The sequence below is a fragment of the Paraburkholderia sp. Ac-20336 genome (assembly GCF_017105025.1).
Classification (GTDB): domain Bacteria; phylum Pseudomonadota; class Gammaproteobacteria; order Burkholderiales; family Burkholderiaceae; genus Paraburkholderia.
This window is the reverse complement of record NZ_JAAGPS010000053.1, coordinates 1-15,869: the sequence shown is the minus strand read 5'-3', so window position 1 is coordinate 15,869 and position 15,869 is coordinate 1. Positions and strand designations below refer to the sequence as shown.

Genomic DNA, 15,869 nt, shown 5'->3' with positions numbered 1-15,869 from the left:
GTAAAGCGCAGGCGGCGCAGGTCGCGGCCGGCGTTTGTCGCGGGCGTCGCGCGCTTCGTCTTCATGGCTTCTGCACCACGTGTTCGGCCGCGCGCTGATGCCGCGCCTCGAGCCGCCGATAGATCATCGAGAACACGACCGGCACGAAGATCAGCGTCGCGATCGTGCCGACCGTGAGGCCGCCGATCACCGCGCGCCCGAGCGGCGCATTCTGCTCGCCGCCCTCGCCGAGACCGATCGCCATCGGCACCATGCCGATCACCATCGCGAGCGCGGTCATCAGCACCGGACGGAAGCGCGTGAAGCCCGCTTCGATGGCGGCGCGCGTCGCGTCGCCGTGCAGCAGCAACTGCTCGCGCGCGAAGCTGATGACGAGAATCGAGTTGGCGGTCGCGATGCCGATACACATGATCGCGCCCGTGAGCGCCGGAATCGACAGCGTGGTGTGCGTGAGGAACAGCATCCACACGATGCCCGCGAGCGCGCCCGGCAGGGCGGTGATGATGATGAACGGATCGAGCCACGACTGGAAATTGACGACGATCAGCAGATACACGAGCAGCACCGCGAACAGCAGACCGGCGAGCAGACCCGAGAACGAATCGTTCATCGTCTGCACCTGGCCGCGCAGTTCGATGGTCGAGGTTTTCGGCAGCTCGGCTTTCGATGCGTCGATGATCTTGCGGATGTCGTCGGACACGCCGCCGAGATCGCGGCCGTCGGCGGTGCCGTAGATATCGATCGTGGTCTGCGCGTTGTAGTGCGTGAGCACCGCGTTGCCGGCTTCGCGCCGCATCGTCGCGAGCGAGCCGAGAATGTTGCTGCGGCCGTTCGCGTTCAACGGAATGTTCGCGAGCGCTTGCAGCGAATCGATCGTGTATTGCGGCGCTTCCGTGATGACGTTGTAGCTCACGCCGTTGCGCGGATTGAGCCAGAACGTCGGCGTGGTCTGCTGGCTGCCCGACAGCGTGATGAGCAGATCGCTCGCGATATCGCGCTGCGAGAAGCCTGCCTGCTGCGCGCGCGTGCGATCGACGTCGATGAAGATACGCGGCAGATCGGCGGGCTGCTGGATGCGGGCGTCGGCAAGGCCCGGCACCGTGCGCAGACGGTTCAGCAGCGTCGCGGCGAATACGCGATTCGCGGCCACCTCACGGCCGACGATCTGGATGTCGATCGGCGACGGCATGCCGAAGTTCAGCGTCTGACTGACGATGTCGGCCGGCAGGAACGCGAACTGCACGCCGGGGAATTCGTCGCTGAGCGAGCGCCGCAGCGTGCGCACGTAGCCGGCGCTCGGATGATGCTCGGGATTCAGCGTGATGAGCACGTCCGCATCCGAGGTGCCGATGGTGCCCGTGTTGCTGTACGAGAGGTTGATGCCCGACACCGGCAGGCCGATGTTGTCGATGATCGAATGCAGTTCGCCGGCCGGAATCAGTTGGCGGATGCGCGTGTCGACGCGGTCGGTCAGCACCGCGGTTTCCTCGACGCGCATGCCGGTTTTCGCGCGCATGTGCAGCGCGATCGTGCCGGCATCGACGGCGGGGAAAAAGTCGCGGCCGATAAACGGCAGCAACAACATCGACGCGCCACAGCAGATGAGAAACAGCGTCACGAACCCGCCCGGCCGTGCCACGCGCGCGACGAGAAACACGCGATAACGCTCGCGCAAATGCGCGAAGCCGCGCTCGAACGCATAGTGCACGCGCATGAACGGATTGCGCGTGGACTTCGGCGCGTGATGCAGATCCGCCGGCTTGTGGTGATAGCGCAGCAGATATTTCGCGAGCGTCGGCACGAGCGTACGCGAGAAGAAATACGAGGCGAGCATCGCGAACACGACGGCTTCGGCGAGCGGAATGAACAGATAGTGCGCGACGCCCGTGAGCAGAAACATCGGCACGAACACGATGCAGATCGACAGCGTCGAGACGAGCGTCGGAATCGCGATCTGATGTGCGCCGTCGAGAATCGCCTGTTCGAGCGTCTTGCCCTGTTCGAGCTGATGGCTGATGTTCTCGATCGCCACGGTCGCATCGTCGACGAGAATCCCGACCGCGAGCGCGAGCCCGCCGAGCGTCATGATGTTGATCGTCTGCCCGAGCGCGGAGAGCGCGATGATCGAGGTGATCATCGAGAGCGGAATCGATACGGCGATAATCAGCGTCGCGCGCCAGTTGCCGAGGAACAGCAGGATCATCAGACCCGTCAGGCACGCGGCGATCAGCGCCTCGCGCAGCACGCCCTGCACCGAGGCGCGCACGAACAGCGACTGGTCGGCGACGGGGTCGATATTGAGCGACGGCGGCACGAGATTGCGCAGCGTCGGCATCATCGTCTTGATGCGATCGACGATGTCGAGCGTGGACGTGTTGCCGCTCTTGTTGATCGTGAGCAGCGCGGCGCGCTGGCCGTTCACGCGCACGATGTTGGTTTGCGGCTGGAACCCGTCGCGCACGTGCGCGACGTCGCGGATATACACGGTGCCGTTCGCGGTGCTGCGAATCGGAATGTTGTTCAGGCCCGCGAGCGAATCGGGACTGCCGTTCATTTCCACCGAGTACTCGGTCGAGCCGATCTTCGCGGTGCCCGACGGCAGGATCAGATTCTGCGCGGTGACGGCGGTGACGACGTCCATCGGCGAAAGATTGCGCTCCTGCAGCTTGCGCGAATCGATATCGACCATGATCTGCCGCTGCTTGCCGCCATACGGCAGCGGCGCGGATGCGCCGGGCACGGTGGCGAGCTGCGTCTTCAGGAAGTTGTTGCCGAAGTCGTATAGCTCCTGCTCGGTCAGCGACGCCGACGACAACGCGAGCCGCAGGATCGGCACCGTCGACGCGTTATAGCGCAGGATGTTCGGCGGCGTGATGCCGGGCGGCAGCGAGCGCAGTTGCGTTTGCGAGAGCGCGGTGACCTGGGCGAGCGCTTCGTCGATGTTCGCGCCCGGCTGGAAAAAAATCTTCACGACCGTGATGCCGTTCAGCGAGGTCGATTCCGTGTGCTCGATATCGTTGACCGCGACCGACAGGCCGCGCTCGTAGTTCAGCGCGATGCGCCGCTCCATCTCGTCGGCGGGCAGGCCGTTGTACGACCAGATCACCGAGAGCACCGGAATGTCGATGTTCGGGAAGATGTCGGTGGGCGTGCGCAGGATCGTCAGCGGTCCGACGATCAGCAACAGCAGCGCTAGCACGACGAACGTATAGGGGCGCCGCAGCGCGAGACGAACGATCCACATGACTAGTGCAGACGAATGACGTAGGACATGGCGGGATGGGCCGCGACGGCGCACACGCGGCGCAGCGGCGCACCGCCGCGCGCGCGGAACGTGCCGCGTGTGCAGCGGGTGCCGTGAAAGCGAGCGTTCGCCGGTGCCGCGCTCGTGTCGGCCGGATCATGAAGGCAATGCACGTTTTTGTGGTCTCCGCCCCGCAGGGTTTATGATGATCTTCGTTACGAGGTCTTACGCCGAGATCATCGGCTGTGCGCAGTGTAATTGGAATAGGGCGAAACGACGGGTGAAAAGCCGTCTGATCGCGCTTCCCAAAGCCCCGCAAAACGGGAACAATGACCCGAACCTTTCACGCGTAAAGCGCGCGGCAGATCAGGTGCGCTCGCAACGTCAGCGGCGAAGCGGCGCTTTTTATCATCACCTCGACCGGCGTGCAGCCATCAAGCCGGCATCGGGAAGCGGGGAAATATCATGCAAGTCGGTTCCATCGTCCGATCGGTACATATCGCCGTGCCGCAAGGCGCGCGCGGAATCGTCATGCGCATTCTTGGCGACATGGCGATGGTCGCGTGGTATGCCGGCGAACCCGGCGCATCGCGGCAACTGAACACCGAACCCTTTTTTCTCGAAGACCTCATCGACACCGGAGAACTCGTGCGCCCCGCCGGCGCGCAGATGCATTGAACGCAGTAGCTCGTGGCCGTGCGCGGTCGCTCGCGAGTGGGTCGCAGTTTCGAGTGACATGCGTGTGTCAGCCGTCGTGATGCTGTAAGGCGCGATTGATGCGCGCGCTACATTGTGAGGCCGTGCCCTCGTCTTTACGCGCGGCGCGGCGCACAATGCGGGCATGAACGACATCATTCCCGACATTCCCGAGGCCGGCGCCGATGGCGCCGTGCCGTTCGCCCGTCTCACGCCCGAGACTGTGCTCGACGCGCTCGACGGCGTGCTCGCCACGGCAGGCGTGCGTACCGACGGCCGCCTGCTGCCGCTCAACAGCTACGAAAACCGCGTGTACCAGGTGGGCGTCGAAGACGGGCCGCCCGTGGTCGCGAAGTTTTATCGTCCCGAGCGCTGGAGCGATGCCGCGATCCTCGAAGAACACGCGTTCGTTGCCGAACTCGCCGCGCGCGAGATTCCGGCCGTGACCGCGCGCGTGCTCGACGGCCGCACGCTGCATGCGTTCGACGGCTTCCGCTTCTCGGTCTTCGAGCGGCGCGGCGGCCGCGCGCCCGATCTCGACCGGCGCGATACGCTCGAATGGCTAGGTCGTTTCATCGGCCGCATTCATGCGATCGGGCAGACGCGCAACTACGCCGAGCGTCCCGCGCTCGACATCGAAACCTTCGGCTACGAGCCGCGCGATTTCCTGCTCGCGCATCGTTTCGTGCCCGACGACGTGCGCACCGCGTGGGAAACCGTCGTCAACCTCGCGCTCGAAGGCGTCGCGCGCGCGTTCGAGCGTGCCGGCGAGATTCGTACGCTGCGTCTGCACGGCGACTGTCATCCGAGCAACGTGTTGTGGACCGACGCGGGCCCGCATTTCGTCGATTTCGACGACAGCCGCATGGGTCCCGCGATTCAGGACCTGTGGCTGCTGCTGCCGGGCGAGCGCGTCGAGGCATCACGCGCGCTGGCCGATCTGCTCGCCGGTTACGAGGATTTCTGCGAATTCGAGCCGCGCGAGCTCTATCTGATCGAAGCGTTGCGCACGCTGCGGCTGATTCACTATCAGGCATGGCTCGCGCGTCGCTGGAACGACCCCGCGTTCCCGGCGGCGTTTCCGTGGTTCAACACGCAGCGCTACTGGGAAGATCGCATTCTCGAGATGCGCGAGCAGATCGGCGCGATGCAGGAAGGGCCGCTCTGGCCGGTCTGACGTTTTCGCTTTCGCGCACGCGCAGGGCGTTGGCTATCCGCCGCGTGCTACACGCTGCACGCGGCCCCGCCCGAGGCTGAGATTTCGCGCGCGGCTTTCGCGCCTTCCACTTGCAGCAGTGTCGGCAGCGAGACGCCGTTTTTCGCCGCCGTCACCTCGGCAAGAATCGAGACCGCGATCTCGGGCGGCGTCCTGCTGCCGATATAAATGCCCACCGGCCCATGCAGACGCGCCAGTTCGGTCTCGTTCAGATCGAACTCCCTCAAGCGCTCGCGCCGCGCCTGGTTGTTCCTGCGCGAGCCCAATGCGCCGACGTAAAACGCCGGCGTTTTCAACGCTTCCATCAGCGCGAGATCGTCGAGCTTCGGATCGTGCGTGAGCGCGATCACCGCGCAGCGCTCGTCGAGCTTCATGTCGATCACGGTATCGTCGGGCATCGTGCGCACGATCTTCGTGCCGGGCAGGTCCCATTCCTCGGTGTACTCCTCGCGCGGATCGCACACGGTCACCTGATAATCGAGCCCCACCGCGATATTGCACAGATAGCGCGACAACTGTCCCGCGCCGATCACGAGCATGCGGTAGCGCGGGCCGTGAATCGTCAGCAGACGCTCGCCGTCGAAATGCACGCCGTCGGTGGCGAGGGCGTCGTCGAGCCGCGCGTGTCCGCTCGCCATGTCGACCTCGCGCGCGACGAGCCGCCCGCTTTCCACCGCATGACAAAGTTCGGCGATGCCGCTTTGCCGCGTCAACGGTTCTAGCACGAGCTGGATCGTGCCGCCGCACGGCAGCCCGAAACGATGCGCTTCCTCGGCCGTGATACCGTACTTGACCGCTTCCGGATGCGTCTGCTCGATGCCTCGTTGCCGCACACGATCGATCAGATCGTCTTCGATGCAACCACCCGATACCGAGCCCACCACGAGTCCGTCATCGCGCACCGCGAGCATCGCGCCCTCGGGACGCGGCGACGAGCCCCACGTCTTCACCACCGTCACCAGTAGCGCGCGATGTCCTTCGTCCAGCCAGCGGGCGCTGGACTTCAGAACTTCGAGATCCACGCTGTCCATGATTTCTTTCCTTTCGTTGTTTCGCCGCTGGACTCGCCGTCCGCGGCTTCCTGCGATGGCGTCGATGCGTTGGCGTCGGTATCGGTTGCAGCCGATGCGCTGCCGTCCGCCGCGGCTTCGCTATTTTCGCCCGAAAGCTGGGCACTGAAGCGCTTGAAGAATTCCCCGGCGATCTTGCGCGCCGCGCCGTCGACCAGCCGCGAGCCGATCTGCGCGAGCTTGCCGCCGACCTGTGCGTTCGCGGTGTACGAGAGCTTCGTCGCGGTGTCGCTCTCGGCTTCGAGCGAGACGTGCGCGTTGCCTTTGGCGAAACCGGCTGCGCCGCCCTGGCCTTCGAAGACGATCGTGTAGCTGGTCGGCGCGTCGATCTCGGTCAGTTGCATGCGCCCCTTGAAACGCGCCCTGACCGGACCGACCGACGCGCTCAGCGCCACCAGGTACGCGTTTTCGCCGTCGGGGTCGATGCTTTCGCAGCCCGGGATGCAGGCGCGCAGAATCTCGGTGTCGTTCAGCGCGTCCCAGGTTTGCTGCTGTCCGACCGGCAGCGTGTGAGTTTCGGTCAATTCCATGAGCTTGCTCCTGCGAATGTCGTCGCGGCGAACGTGCGGCGAGGCGCGCGCGTGAGTTGCGCGAGATCGTGGCCGAACGCGGCGAGGCTGTCCAGATTATGAACCGGGCGATGCGCGTCGACATACGGCAGGATCGCCTGTACGCCGCGCGCTTTCGGCGTGAAGCCGCTGAAACGCAGCAGCGGATTGAGCCAGACGATGCGATGCGCGAAACGCGCAAGTCGCGCCATTTCGGTGTCGAGCACGTCGATCGCTTCGTGATCGAGGCCATCGGTGACGAGCAGCACGGTCGCACGGCCTGTCAGCACGCGGCGCGCCCAGCGTCGGTTGAATTCGGCGAGCGCCGCGCCGATGCGCGTGCCGCCCGACCAGTCGAGCACCTGATCGCTGAGCGTCGCGATGGCCACGTCGGGGTCGCGTTCGCGCAAGGCGCGCGTCGCGTTGGTGAGCCGCGTGCCGAACAGAAACACCTGCAAGCGTTCGCGCGATTGCAGCAGCGCATGGCAGAAGTACAGCACCGCGCGCGAATAGCTGCTCATCGAACCGGAGATGTCGAGCAGCAGCACCAGCGGCGGCTTGCGTTCGACGATCGCGCGATATTTCCACACGGTCCAGTCGCCGCCCGCGCGCACCGCCTGCCGCGCGCTCGCGCGCAGGTCCGCATGCGTGCCGTGCGAGGCGGCCTTCAGACGGCGCGTCGGCTCGGTCGCGAGCGGCAGGCGCTGAGCGCGAATCAGATGGCGGAGGCCGCGCCATTCGTCGGCGGTGAGCGTGTCGAAATCGCGATGACGCAGGCGTTCCTCGGCGCTGAACGTGAGATGCGCGCGCAACTCGTGCTGCCCGGTTTCCTGTGGCGCGTTGACGTTCGGAGATGGCGGCATGCGTACCGCGAGCGCATCGGCAAGACGGTTGTTGCGTGTCGGCGGCGGCAGACCGTCGCGAACTGTCGGCAGCAGCAGCGCGCGCAGCTTGCCTTCCCAATCGGGATCGCGCCAGAACAGATCGAAGGCGGCGTTGAAGAGTTCGCGTTCGTCGGGTGCGGTGACGAGCACGGCGGCAAGCGCGGCGCGCACGTCGTCGCGGCGGCCGAGGTCGATCCAGTGCAAGGCCGCGAGCGCATCGACCGCTTGCGCCGGCGACATCGGCAAGCCCGCGCCGCGCAGCACGCGCACGAAATGGACGACGTTGCGCGCGAGCATCGGCGCGCTGTCGGCCGGTGCAAAGCGCGGCTGCGTGTCATCGCGTGAGTCGGGGCCGGTTTGATGCGCCATGCCGACGATCCTCAAGCCGACAGACACTGCGCGATCTGCGCGGCGTCCACGCGCGCGAGATCGTCCTGGTACTTGAGCAGCACGCCGAGCGTGTTCTGTACCGATTGCGGATCGAGTTCCGTCACCGAGAGCGCTTCGAGCGCGCGGCACCAGTCGATCGTTTCGGCGATACTAGGCGCCTTGAACAGGTCCATGCCGCGCAGCCGGTGCACGAAATCGACCGCGCGCCGCTGCAATTCCGCCGACGTTTGCGGCGCGCGCGCGGCGACGATCTCGAGTTCGCGCTCGCGATCGGGATAGCCGATCCATTGATAGAGGCAGCGGCGCTTCAAGGCGTCGTGAACCTCGCGCGTGCGATTCGACGTCATGATGACGAGCGGCGGCTGCGCCGCGCGCACGGTGCCGTATTCGGGAATCGATACCTGGAAGTCCGACAGCAGTTCGAGCAGAAACGCCTCGAACGGCTCGTCGGCGCGGTCGATTTCATCGATCAGCAGCACGCGCCGCGCGTCGGGGTGATGTTCGTCGGGCATCAGCGCCTGCAGGAGCGGCCGCTTGAGCAGGAATTCGCCGCGATACAGCGTGTCGTTGCCGGGGCGCTCGCCGGTGGCTTCGGCGAGCCGCAGCGCCATGATCTGGCGCGGGTAGTCCCATTCGTAGAGTGCGCTCGCGGTGTCGAGCCCTTCATAGCATTGCAGCCGCAAGAGCGTGGTGCCGAGCAGGCCCGCGGCGGCCTTCGCGAGTTCGGTCTTGCCGACGCCGGGCTCGCCCTCGACGAATAGCGGCCGCTCCATGCGCAGCGAGAGATACAGCGCGGTCGCGAGTTCGCGGCTCGCGAAATAGCGTTGGGCGGCGAGTTGGGTGAGGGTGTCGTCGATTGAAGCCGGCTGCATGGTGGTCCTGAATCTGTGCGAACTTGCCTCACGTGCAACGTGAGCGAAGCCGGCTTGCCTGCGCGGTTGAAGTCAACTAGCGCGCGGCAAGCCGGCCACGATTGGTCAAGATCGCTAACTATTCGCCTTCGTGACCGCGCGCGCGGCGAGCACCGGAATCAGATGCGCGCGATAGGCCGCGCTCGCGTGCATGTCCTCGTTCAGCGCGTCGGGCGACACGCTGACCGCGCGCGCGGCATCGGGCGCGAAGTTCGCCGACAGCGCGCTTTCGAGCGCCGGCACCCGAAACACCGACGACGCCGCGCCCGTCACCGCAACGCGCACGCCGCTCGCGAACTTCGCGACGAACACGCCGACGAGCGCGAAGTGCGACGCGGGGTTGTTGAATTTCTCGTAGGCCGCGCGCTCGGGCACCGGAAACTCGACCGCGACGATCAGCTCGTCGGGCGCGAGCGCGGTCTCGTACATGCCGACGAAAAAGTCGCCTGACGCAATGCGCCGCCGGTCGGTGACGAGGGTCGCGTCGAGCGCGAGCGCCGCCGACGGATAGCATGCGGCCGGGTCGTTGTTGGCGAGCGAACCGCCGATCGTGCCGAGCGCGCGCACCTGGCGGTCGCCGATATGTCCCGCGAGATCGGCGAGCGCGGGCAACACGCGCCGCACGTCCGCGTGATCGGCCACGTCCGAGTGGCAGACGGCCGCGCCGATCGTCACCGTTTGCGCGTTGACCGCAATCGTCTTGAGCGCGGGAATGCGCGTCACGTCGATCAGTTGCGACGGCTGCGCGAGCCGCAGGCGCATGGTCGGCAACAGGCTCTGGCCGCCGGCGAGGAATTTCGCGTCGCCGTCGGCGGCGAGGGCTGCGGCGGCCGCTTGCGAATCCGTCGCGCGTTGATACTCGAATGAATACATGTCGAATGCTCCGCTCAGGATCGATGGTCAGGGTTGCTTGGCCGCTTGAATCGCGGACCACACGCGATGCGGCGTGGCCGGCATCTGTATGTCGGTCACGCCGAGCGGCGCCAGCGCATCGATGATTGCGTTGATCACCGCCGGCGGCGAGCCGATCGCCCCCGCTTCGCCGCAGCCTTTGACGCCGAGCGGATTGTGCGTGCACGGCGTGCCCTTCGCGGTTTCGACCGTGAAGTCGGGCAGATCGGACGCATGCGGCATCGCGTAATCCATGTACGAGCCCGACAGCAACTGGCCGCTCTCGTTGTCGTACACGCAGCGTTCGAGCATCGCCTGGCCGATGCCTTGCGCGAGCCCGCCATGCACCTGACCCTCGACGATCATCGGGTTGACCACGTTGCCGAAATCGTCGACGGCGGTGAACTGCTCGATGCGGCTCACGCCCGTATCCGGATCGACTTCGATCTCGCAGATATACGCGCCCGACGGATACGTGAAATTGGTCGGATCGTAGAACGCGCTTTCTTCGAGGCCCGGTTCGAGCACGTCGAGCGGATAGTTGTGCGGCACGTAAGCGGCGAGCGAGATTTCCGCGAACGCCTTGGTGCGGTCGGTGCCGGCGACGCTGAACACGCCGTTTTTGAACTCGATGTCTTCGGCCGACGCTTCGAGCAGATGCGCGGCGATTTTCTTCGCCTTCGCCTCGATCTTATCGAGTGCCTTCGAGATTGCCGAGCCGCCGACCGCGAGCGAGCGCGAGCCGTACGTGCCCATGCCGAACGCGATGCGGCCGGTGTCGCCGTGCACGATCTCGACGCTTTCGAGCGGGATGCCGAGGCGGTCCGCGACCACCTGCGCGAAGGTCGTCTCATGCCCCTGGCCGTGACTATGCGAGCCCGTGAACACGGTGACCGAACCGGTCGGATGCACGCGAATCTGCCCGACTTCGAACAGACCCGCGCGTGCGCCGAGCGCGCCCGCGATGTTCGACGGCGCGAGCCCGCATGCCTCGATGTAGCACGAGTAGCCGAGGCCGCGCCGCTTGCCGTTCTTTTCCGAGGCCTGGCGGCGCGCGGCGAAGCCCTTCACGTCCGCGAGTTCGAGCGCGCGCGAGAGCAGCGTGTCGTAGTCGCCGGTGTCGTAGGTGAGGCCAACCGGCGTCGCGTACGGGAACGCGGTGATGAAATTGCGGCGGCGGATTTCGGCGGGATCGAGCTTCATCTCGCGCGCGGCGGCTTCGACCAGACGCTCGACGACGAACGTCGCTTCCGGGCGGCCCGCGCCGCGATAGGCATCGACGGGGACCGTGTTGGTGAAGACCGCCTTCACTTCGGCGTAGATCGCCGGTGTCGCGTATTGCCCGGCGAGCAGTGTCGCGTAGAGGATCGTCGGCACGCTCGAGGCGAACGTCGACAGATACGCGCCCATGTTCGCGATCGTATGCACGCGCATCGCGAGGAATTTGCCGTCGGCGTCCATCGCGAGTTCGGCGTGGGTCACGTGATCGCGGCCGTGCGCGTCGGAGAGGAAGGCCTCGGAGCGCTCGGCGGTCCATTTGATCGGCCGGTGAATTTTCTTCGACGCCCAGGTGAGCGCGACGTCTTCGGCGTAGAGGAATATCTTCGAGCCGAAGCCGCCGCCGACGTCCGGTGCGATCACGCGTAGCTTCGATTCCGGCAGCGACAGCACGAACGCGGCCATCAGGAGCCGCTCGACGTGCGGATTCTGATTCGCGACATAGAGCGTGTAGCTGTCGTCCTGCGCCGAATAGTTCGCGTTGACCGCGCGCGGTTCGATCGCATTCGGCACGAGCCGGTTGTTGACGATGTCGAGCGTGGTCACGTGCGCGGCTTTCGCGAACGCGGCGTCGGTCGCGGCCTGGTCGCCGTGGCCCCAGTTGTAGCAGACGTTGTCGGGCACTTCGTCGTGTACTGCTGCCTGACCGGGGTCGGCCGCATGCGCGGTATCGACGACGGCCGGCAGCACGTCGTAATCGACGTCGATCAGTTCGGCCGCATCTTTCGCGGCCTTGATCGATTCGGCGATCACGAGCGCGACCTGGTCGCCGACGTGCCGCGCCTTCGTATGCGCGATCACCGGATGCGGCGGCTCATTCATCGGTTTGCCGTCGATGCTGTGGATCAGCCAGCCGCACGGCAGGCCGCCAACGTTTTCAGCGGCGAGGTCCGCGCCGGTGAAGATCGCGACCACGCCCGGCGACTGCTTCGCGGCGCTCGTGTCGACGCGGGTGATCTTCGCGTGCGCATGCGGCGAGCGCAGGAATACCGCGTAGGTCTGCTGCGGCAGCACGATGTCGTCGGTGTACTGGCCTTTGCCGGTCAGGAAGCGATAGTCTTCCTTGCGCTCGACGGCCGCGCCGATCAGGCTGTGAGTATCGGGTGCGTTCATCGTCGGCTCCTCAGGCTGGGGTCGCAGCGGCGGTGCCCGCGCTCGCGCCGGTGTTCGTGGCGGTGGCCGCTGCGGCGGACTTCATGCCCGCGGCGCCTTCGAGCACGGCCTTGACGATGTTGTGATAGCCCGTACAGCGGCACAGATTGCCGTCGAGCTGCGCGCGCACGTCGTCGCCGGTGAGGTCGGGTTGGCGCTCGACCAGCGACACCGCGCTCATCACCATGCCCGGCGTACAGAAGCCGCATTGCAGACCGTGGCAATGCTTGAAGGCGGCCTGCATCGGATGCATGGCGCCGTTTTGCGCGAGCCCTTCGATGGTGGTGATTTGCGCGCCGTCCGCCTGCACGGCGAGGATGTTGCAGGACTTGATCGCGCGGCCGTTCAGGTGCACGGTGCAGGCGCCGCACTGGGCCGTATCGCAGCCGATGTGCGTGCCGGTCAGGCGTAGTTGCTCGCGCAGGAACTGGGCAAGCAGAGTGCCGGGGTCGATTGAGGCGCTAACGGGTGCGCCGTTAACCGTCAGACTGATGCTGATCGCCATGAAGCTGTCTCCTATGTCGATCGGAGTTAGCGCTTTAGCGCTTACTCCGATCCCATGCGTTTACCGCGGTCGATCGGAGTTGGCGCTTGAGCGCTTACTCCGATCCCATGCGTTTACCGCAGTCGATCGGAGTTGGCGCTTTAGCACCTACCCCGATCTCATGCGTTCACCGCACTCGATCGGCGTGAGCACTTCGGCGCTTGCCCCGATCTCGTGGGGATGAGACCGGACCTGTGATTTTTCTTGCCCTGCTTTCCTTCGACTGCGTGCTGGCTGCGATGCGCGAGGTCCGATGAGGGTGCTGCGGGTTTTTATAGGTCTGCCGAAAAGTAAAACACAAATCGCGCGAGCGCGCTATGAGGGGAAGTGTGTTCGGCGCGGCGGCGCATCTGGGCGCGCGGGGAAGAGCGAGGCGCTTGCGCAATCGGCGGCCGAAAAAGAAGCGCCCCGCATGCAGGGCATGGCGGGGCGCATGAATAGGGGCAAGCGGAAGGCGTCGCGAACAACCCAACCCGGCCGCCGCCGCAAGCATTCAGCCCACTCGCGCGGCTCGGCCAAAGCGGAGCGTTACTTCGCCAGTTTCGAATGACGGCGCGAGTAGCCGAAGTAAATCGCCATGCCGATCAGCAGCCAGATCACGAACGCGATCCACGTGACGCCTTGCAGATTGATCATCAGAAACAGGCACGAGGCGACCGCGAGCACCGGCACGACCGGCACGCCTGGGCAACGGAACGCGCGCGGCAGCTCGGGGTGGGTCTTGCGCAGCACGAGCACCGCGATCGACACCATCGAGAAGGCGGCCAGCGTGCCGATATTGATGAGTTCGGCGAGCACGTTGAGCGGCACGAGCGCGCCGATCAGGCCGAAGAAGAGGCCGACGAGCCACGTCGTGAAGAACGGCGTCGCAAAACGCGGATGCAACTTCGAGAGCTTCGCGGGCAGCAGGCCGTCGCGCGACATCGCGAAGATCACGCGCGTCTGTCCGTAGCCCATCACGAGGATCACGGTCAGCATGCCGAGCACGGCGCCGAGATCGATGAAGCCGGCAACCCAGTTCTGCCCCGCCAGTTGCAGCGCATACGAGACCGGGTGCGTGATGCCCATGAATTTCGCCGACGGCACGATGCCGGTGACGACCGCCGCGACCGCGACATACAGCACCGCGCAGACGCCGAGCGACGCAATGATGCCGATCGGCAGATCGCGCTTAGGATTCTTCACTTCCTCGGCCGCCGACGATACCGAGTCGAAGCCGATGAATGCGAAGAACATCACCGCGGCCGCGCCGAACACGCCGCTCCAGCCGTTCGGCATGAACGGATGCCAGTTGGCCGGCGTGACGTGAAACACGCCGACGCCGATCACGAGTAGCACGACGACTACCTTGATCGCGACCATGATGTTGTTGATCCGCGCGGATTCGCGCACGCCGAGCGACAGCAGCGTGGTGATCGCCATCATCACGAGGAATGCGGGCAGGTTGAACAGCGTGTCGTGTCCGGGGACGGCGCCGGGGGCCGCGGTCAGCGCCATCGGCAGCGACACGCCGAAACCGGACAGCAGCGACTGCAGATAACCCGACCAGCCGACCGAGACCGCCGAGGTCGCGAGCCCGTATTCGAGCATCAGGTCCCAGCCGATGATCCACGCGGCGAGTTCGCCGAGCGTCGCGTACGAGTAGGTGTAGATCGAGCCGGCGACCGGAATCGTCGAGGCGAATTCGGCGTAGGCGAGCGCGGCGAAGCCGCAGGCGATCGCTGCGATCACGAACGAGAGCATCAGTGCGGGGCCGGCCTGCACGGCGCCTGTGCCGGTCAGCACGAAGATGCCGGTGCCGATGATGGCGCCGACACCGAGGAACGTGAGGTCGAGTGCGCCGAGCGCCTTCTTCAGGCCGGCGTTTTGAGCGCTCGCCGTGAGCATGTGCTCGACGCTCTTTTTGCGAAACAGGGACATTGGCGTGGGTCTCCAGTAGTGCACGCGTGTTGCGCGCCGAATGTCGGGAAAAACCCGGCATTCTAGCGGATCGGTGCCAGATCCCTGTTCGGATGCGCCGTGACGTGGGGCGGGGGCGGGCGGAAACTCCCGCGAGGGCAGGACTTCGAGGAGAGGTTTGCGCGCGGAGCGCAAGCGGGGATAAAGCTTTTACCGAATCGACGACGAATGGGGCGGGAGTCTCTCCCCAGGCAGGCTACGCGGCGTGCCGCATTTTCGTGGCGGATCGTTGCGCGGTTGCACGCATATGCGCTTACGCGTGCGGCAGGCGTTCAGCCCGCCATCGCCGGATTCAGGTCGACCAGACGGTTGCTCATCACGTAGAACGTCAGTTCGGCGTTGTTGCGCAGCTTCATTTTCTCGAGCAGCCGCGTGCGGTACACGCTGACCGTCTTCACCGACAGCGACAGCGCCGCCGCAATGTCGGTGAGCCGTTTGCCCGATGCGAGCATGCACAGCGTCTGGTATTCGCGGTCGGACAGTTTTTCGTGCGGCAACTGCTCGCCGTCGAACGACACGTAATCGGCGAGCGCCTCGGCCATTGCCGGGCTCACGTATTTGCGGCCCGCGGCGACCTGCTGGATCGCGCCGATCATCTGCGCGACGTCGACCGTTTTCGACAGATAGCCGGACGCGCCGGCCTTCAGCGCGCGCACCGCGTACTGGTCCTCGCGGTACATCGAGAACATCAGGACCGCCACGCGCGGCGCCTTGCGCTTCAGGCGCTTGAGTACTTCGACGCCGTTCATGTCGGGCAGCGAAATGTCGAGCAGCACGACGTCGAAGCTCTGCTGGCCGAGCGCGTCGAGCGCTTCCGCGCCCGTTTTCGCCTCGGCGACTTCGCGCGCGACGCCTCGGTCGAGCAGCAACTGGCGAACACCCTGGCGGACCACGGCGTGATCGTCGGCGAGCAGGATGCGCAGGCTCATGATGGCGCGCTCACGATTGCAGCGCGCGCCGGCCGGCGCGGGATGCGGGGGCGAGCAGCGCGTCCCAGGCGAAGCTCGCCTGCACGAGAGTGCCGCGCGGGGCTTTGCTGCCAGCCTTGCCGGGGCTGAGGGGGCTGACGTCGGCGTGGCCGGCGCT

Annotated in this window: 12 protein-coding genes; 2 read left to right on the top strand and 10 right to left on the bottom strand. The window is 65.8% G+C overall.

Translation table 11 applies throughout. The features are described from left to right. Positions 1-61: 61 nt before the first annotated feature. Complete coding sequence (locus GXB81_RS16695) at positions 62-3,244, bottom strand: efflux RND transporter permease subunit (RefSeq protein WP_205989809.1); 3,183 nt, start codon at positions 3,242-3,244, stop codon at positions 62-64. Positions 3,245-3,709: 465 nt separating this feature from the next. Here GXB81_RS16695 and GXB81_RS16690 point away from each other — a divergent pair, with 465 nt between their 5' ends. Both GXB81_RS16690 and GXB81_RS16685 read left to right on the top strand, forming a co-directional pair. Further along, positions 3,710-3,922, top strand: coding sequence for a hypothetical protein (locus GXB81_RS16690; protein WP_167042197.1), 213 nt, complete (start codon positions 3,710-3,712; stop codon positions 3,920-3,922). A 163-nt stretch (positions 3,923-4,085) separates the two neighbouring features. Beyond that, positions 4,086-5,117 (top strand): serine/threonine protein kinase, encoded by a 1,032-nt coding sequence (locus GXB81_RS16685; protein ID WP_205989808.1) that lies wholly within the window; start codon positions 4,086-4,088, stop codon positions 5,115-5,117. Between the two features lie 47 nt (positions 5,118-5,164). Here the strand turns inward: GXB81_RS16685 and GXB81_RS16680 are convergent, their stop codons facing one another. The 9 genes from GXB81_RS16680 to rqpR form a co-directional block, all read right to left on the bottom strand. Further along, positions 5,165-6,187, bottom strand: coding sequence for an XdhC family protein (locus tag GXB81_RS16680; RefSeq protein WP_205989807.1), 1,023 nt, complete (start codon positions 6,185-6,187; stop codon positions 5,165-5,167). After that, a complete protein-coding gene (locus GXB81_RS16675) occupies positions 6,160-6,756 on the bottom strand; it encodes a carbon monoxide dehydrogenase subunit G (protein ID WP_167282251.1) in 597 nt (198 codons plus the stop codon). Before GXB81_RS16675 ends, GXB81_RS16680 begins: the two co-directional genes overlap by 28 nt. Beyond that, positions 6,747-7,955 carry a VWA domain-containing protein gene (locus GXB81_RS16670; protein WP_205989821.1) on the bottom strand — a complete coding sequence of 403 codons (1,209 nt, stop codon included), beginning with the start codon at positions 7,953-7,955 and terminating at the stop codon, positions 6,747-6,749. The genes GXB81_RS16675 and GXB81_RS16670 overlap by 10 nt, the downstream gene beginning before the upstream one ends. Positions 7,956-8,038: 83 nt before the next feature. Beyond that, entirely contained in the window at positions 8,039-8,920 is an 882-nt protein-coding gene (locus GXB81_RS16665) for a MoxR family ATPase (protein ID WP_205989806.1), read from the bottom strand. Between the two features lie 114 nt (positions 8,921-9,034). Further along, the gene (locus tag GXB81_RS16660) at positions 9,035-9,832 is read right to left on the bottom strand and encodes a xanthine dehydrogenase family protein subunit M (RefSeq protein WP_167042208.1); all 798 of its coding nucleotides are present in this window, start codon (positions 9,830-9,832) and stop codon (positions 9,035-9,037) included. A gap of 27 nt (positions 9,833-9,859) precedes the next feature. Then, positions 9,860-12,241, bottom strand: a complete 2,382-nt coding sequence (locus GXB81_RS16655) for a xanthine dehydrogenase family protein molybdopterin-binding subunit (RefSeq protein ID WP_205989805.1) — start codon at positions 12,239-12,241, stop codon at positions 9,860-9,862. A gap of 10 nt (positions 12,242-12,251) precedes the next feature. Then, positions 12,252-12,785 (bottom strand): (2Fe-2S)-binding protein, encoded by a 534-nt coding sequence (locus GXB81_RS16650; protein WP_205989804.1) that lies wholly within the window; start codon positions 12,783-12,785, stop codon positions 12,252-12,254. 567 nt (positions 12,786-13,352) lie between these two features. After that, a complete protein-coding gene (locus GXB81_RS16645) occupies positions 13,353-14,744 on the bottom strand; it encodes an amino acid permease (protein ID WP_167042214.1) in 1,392 nt (463 codons plus the stop codon). Positions 14,745-15,055: 311 nt separating this feature from the next. Then, on the bottom strand, positions 15,056-15,712 hold the full coding sequence (rqpR, locus tag GXB81_RS16640; RefSeq protein WP_167282258.1) for a response regulator transcription factor RqpR: 657 nt from the start codon (positions 15,710-15,712) through the stop codon (positions 15,056-15,058). Positions 15,713-15,869: the final 157 nt, after the last annotated feature.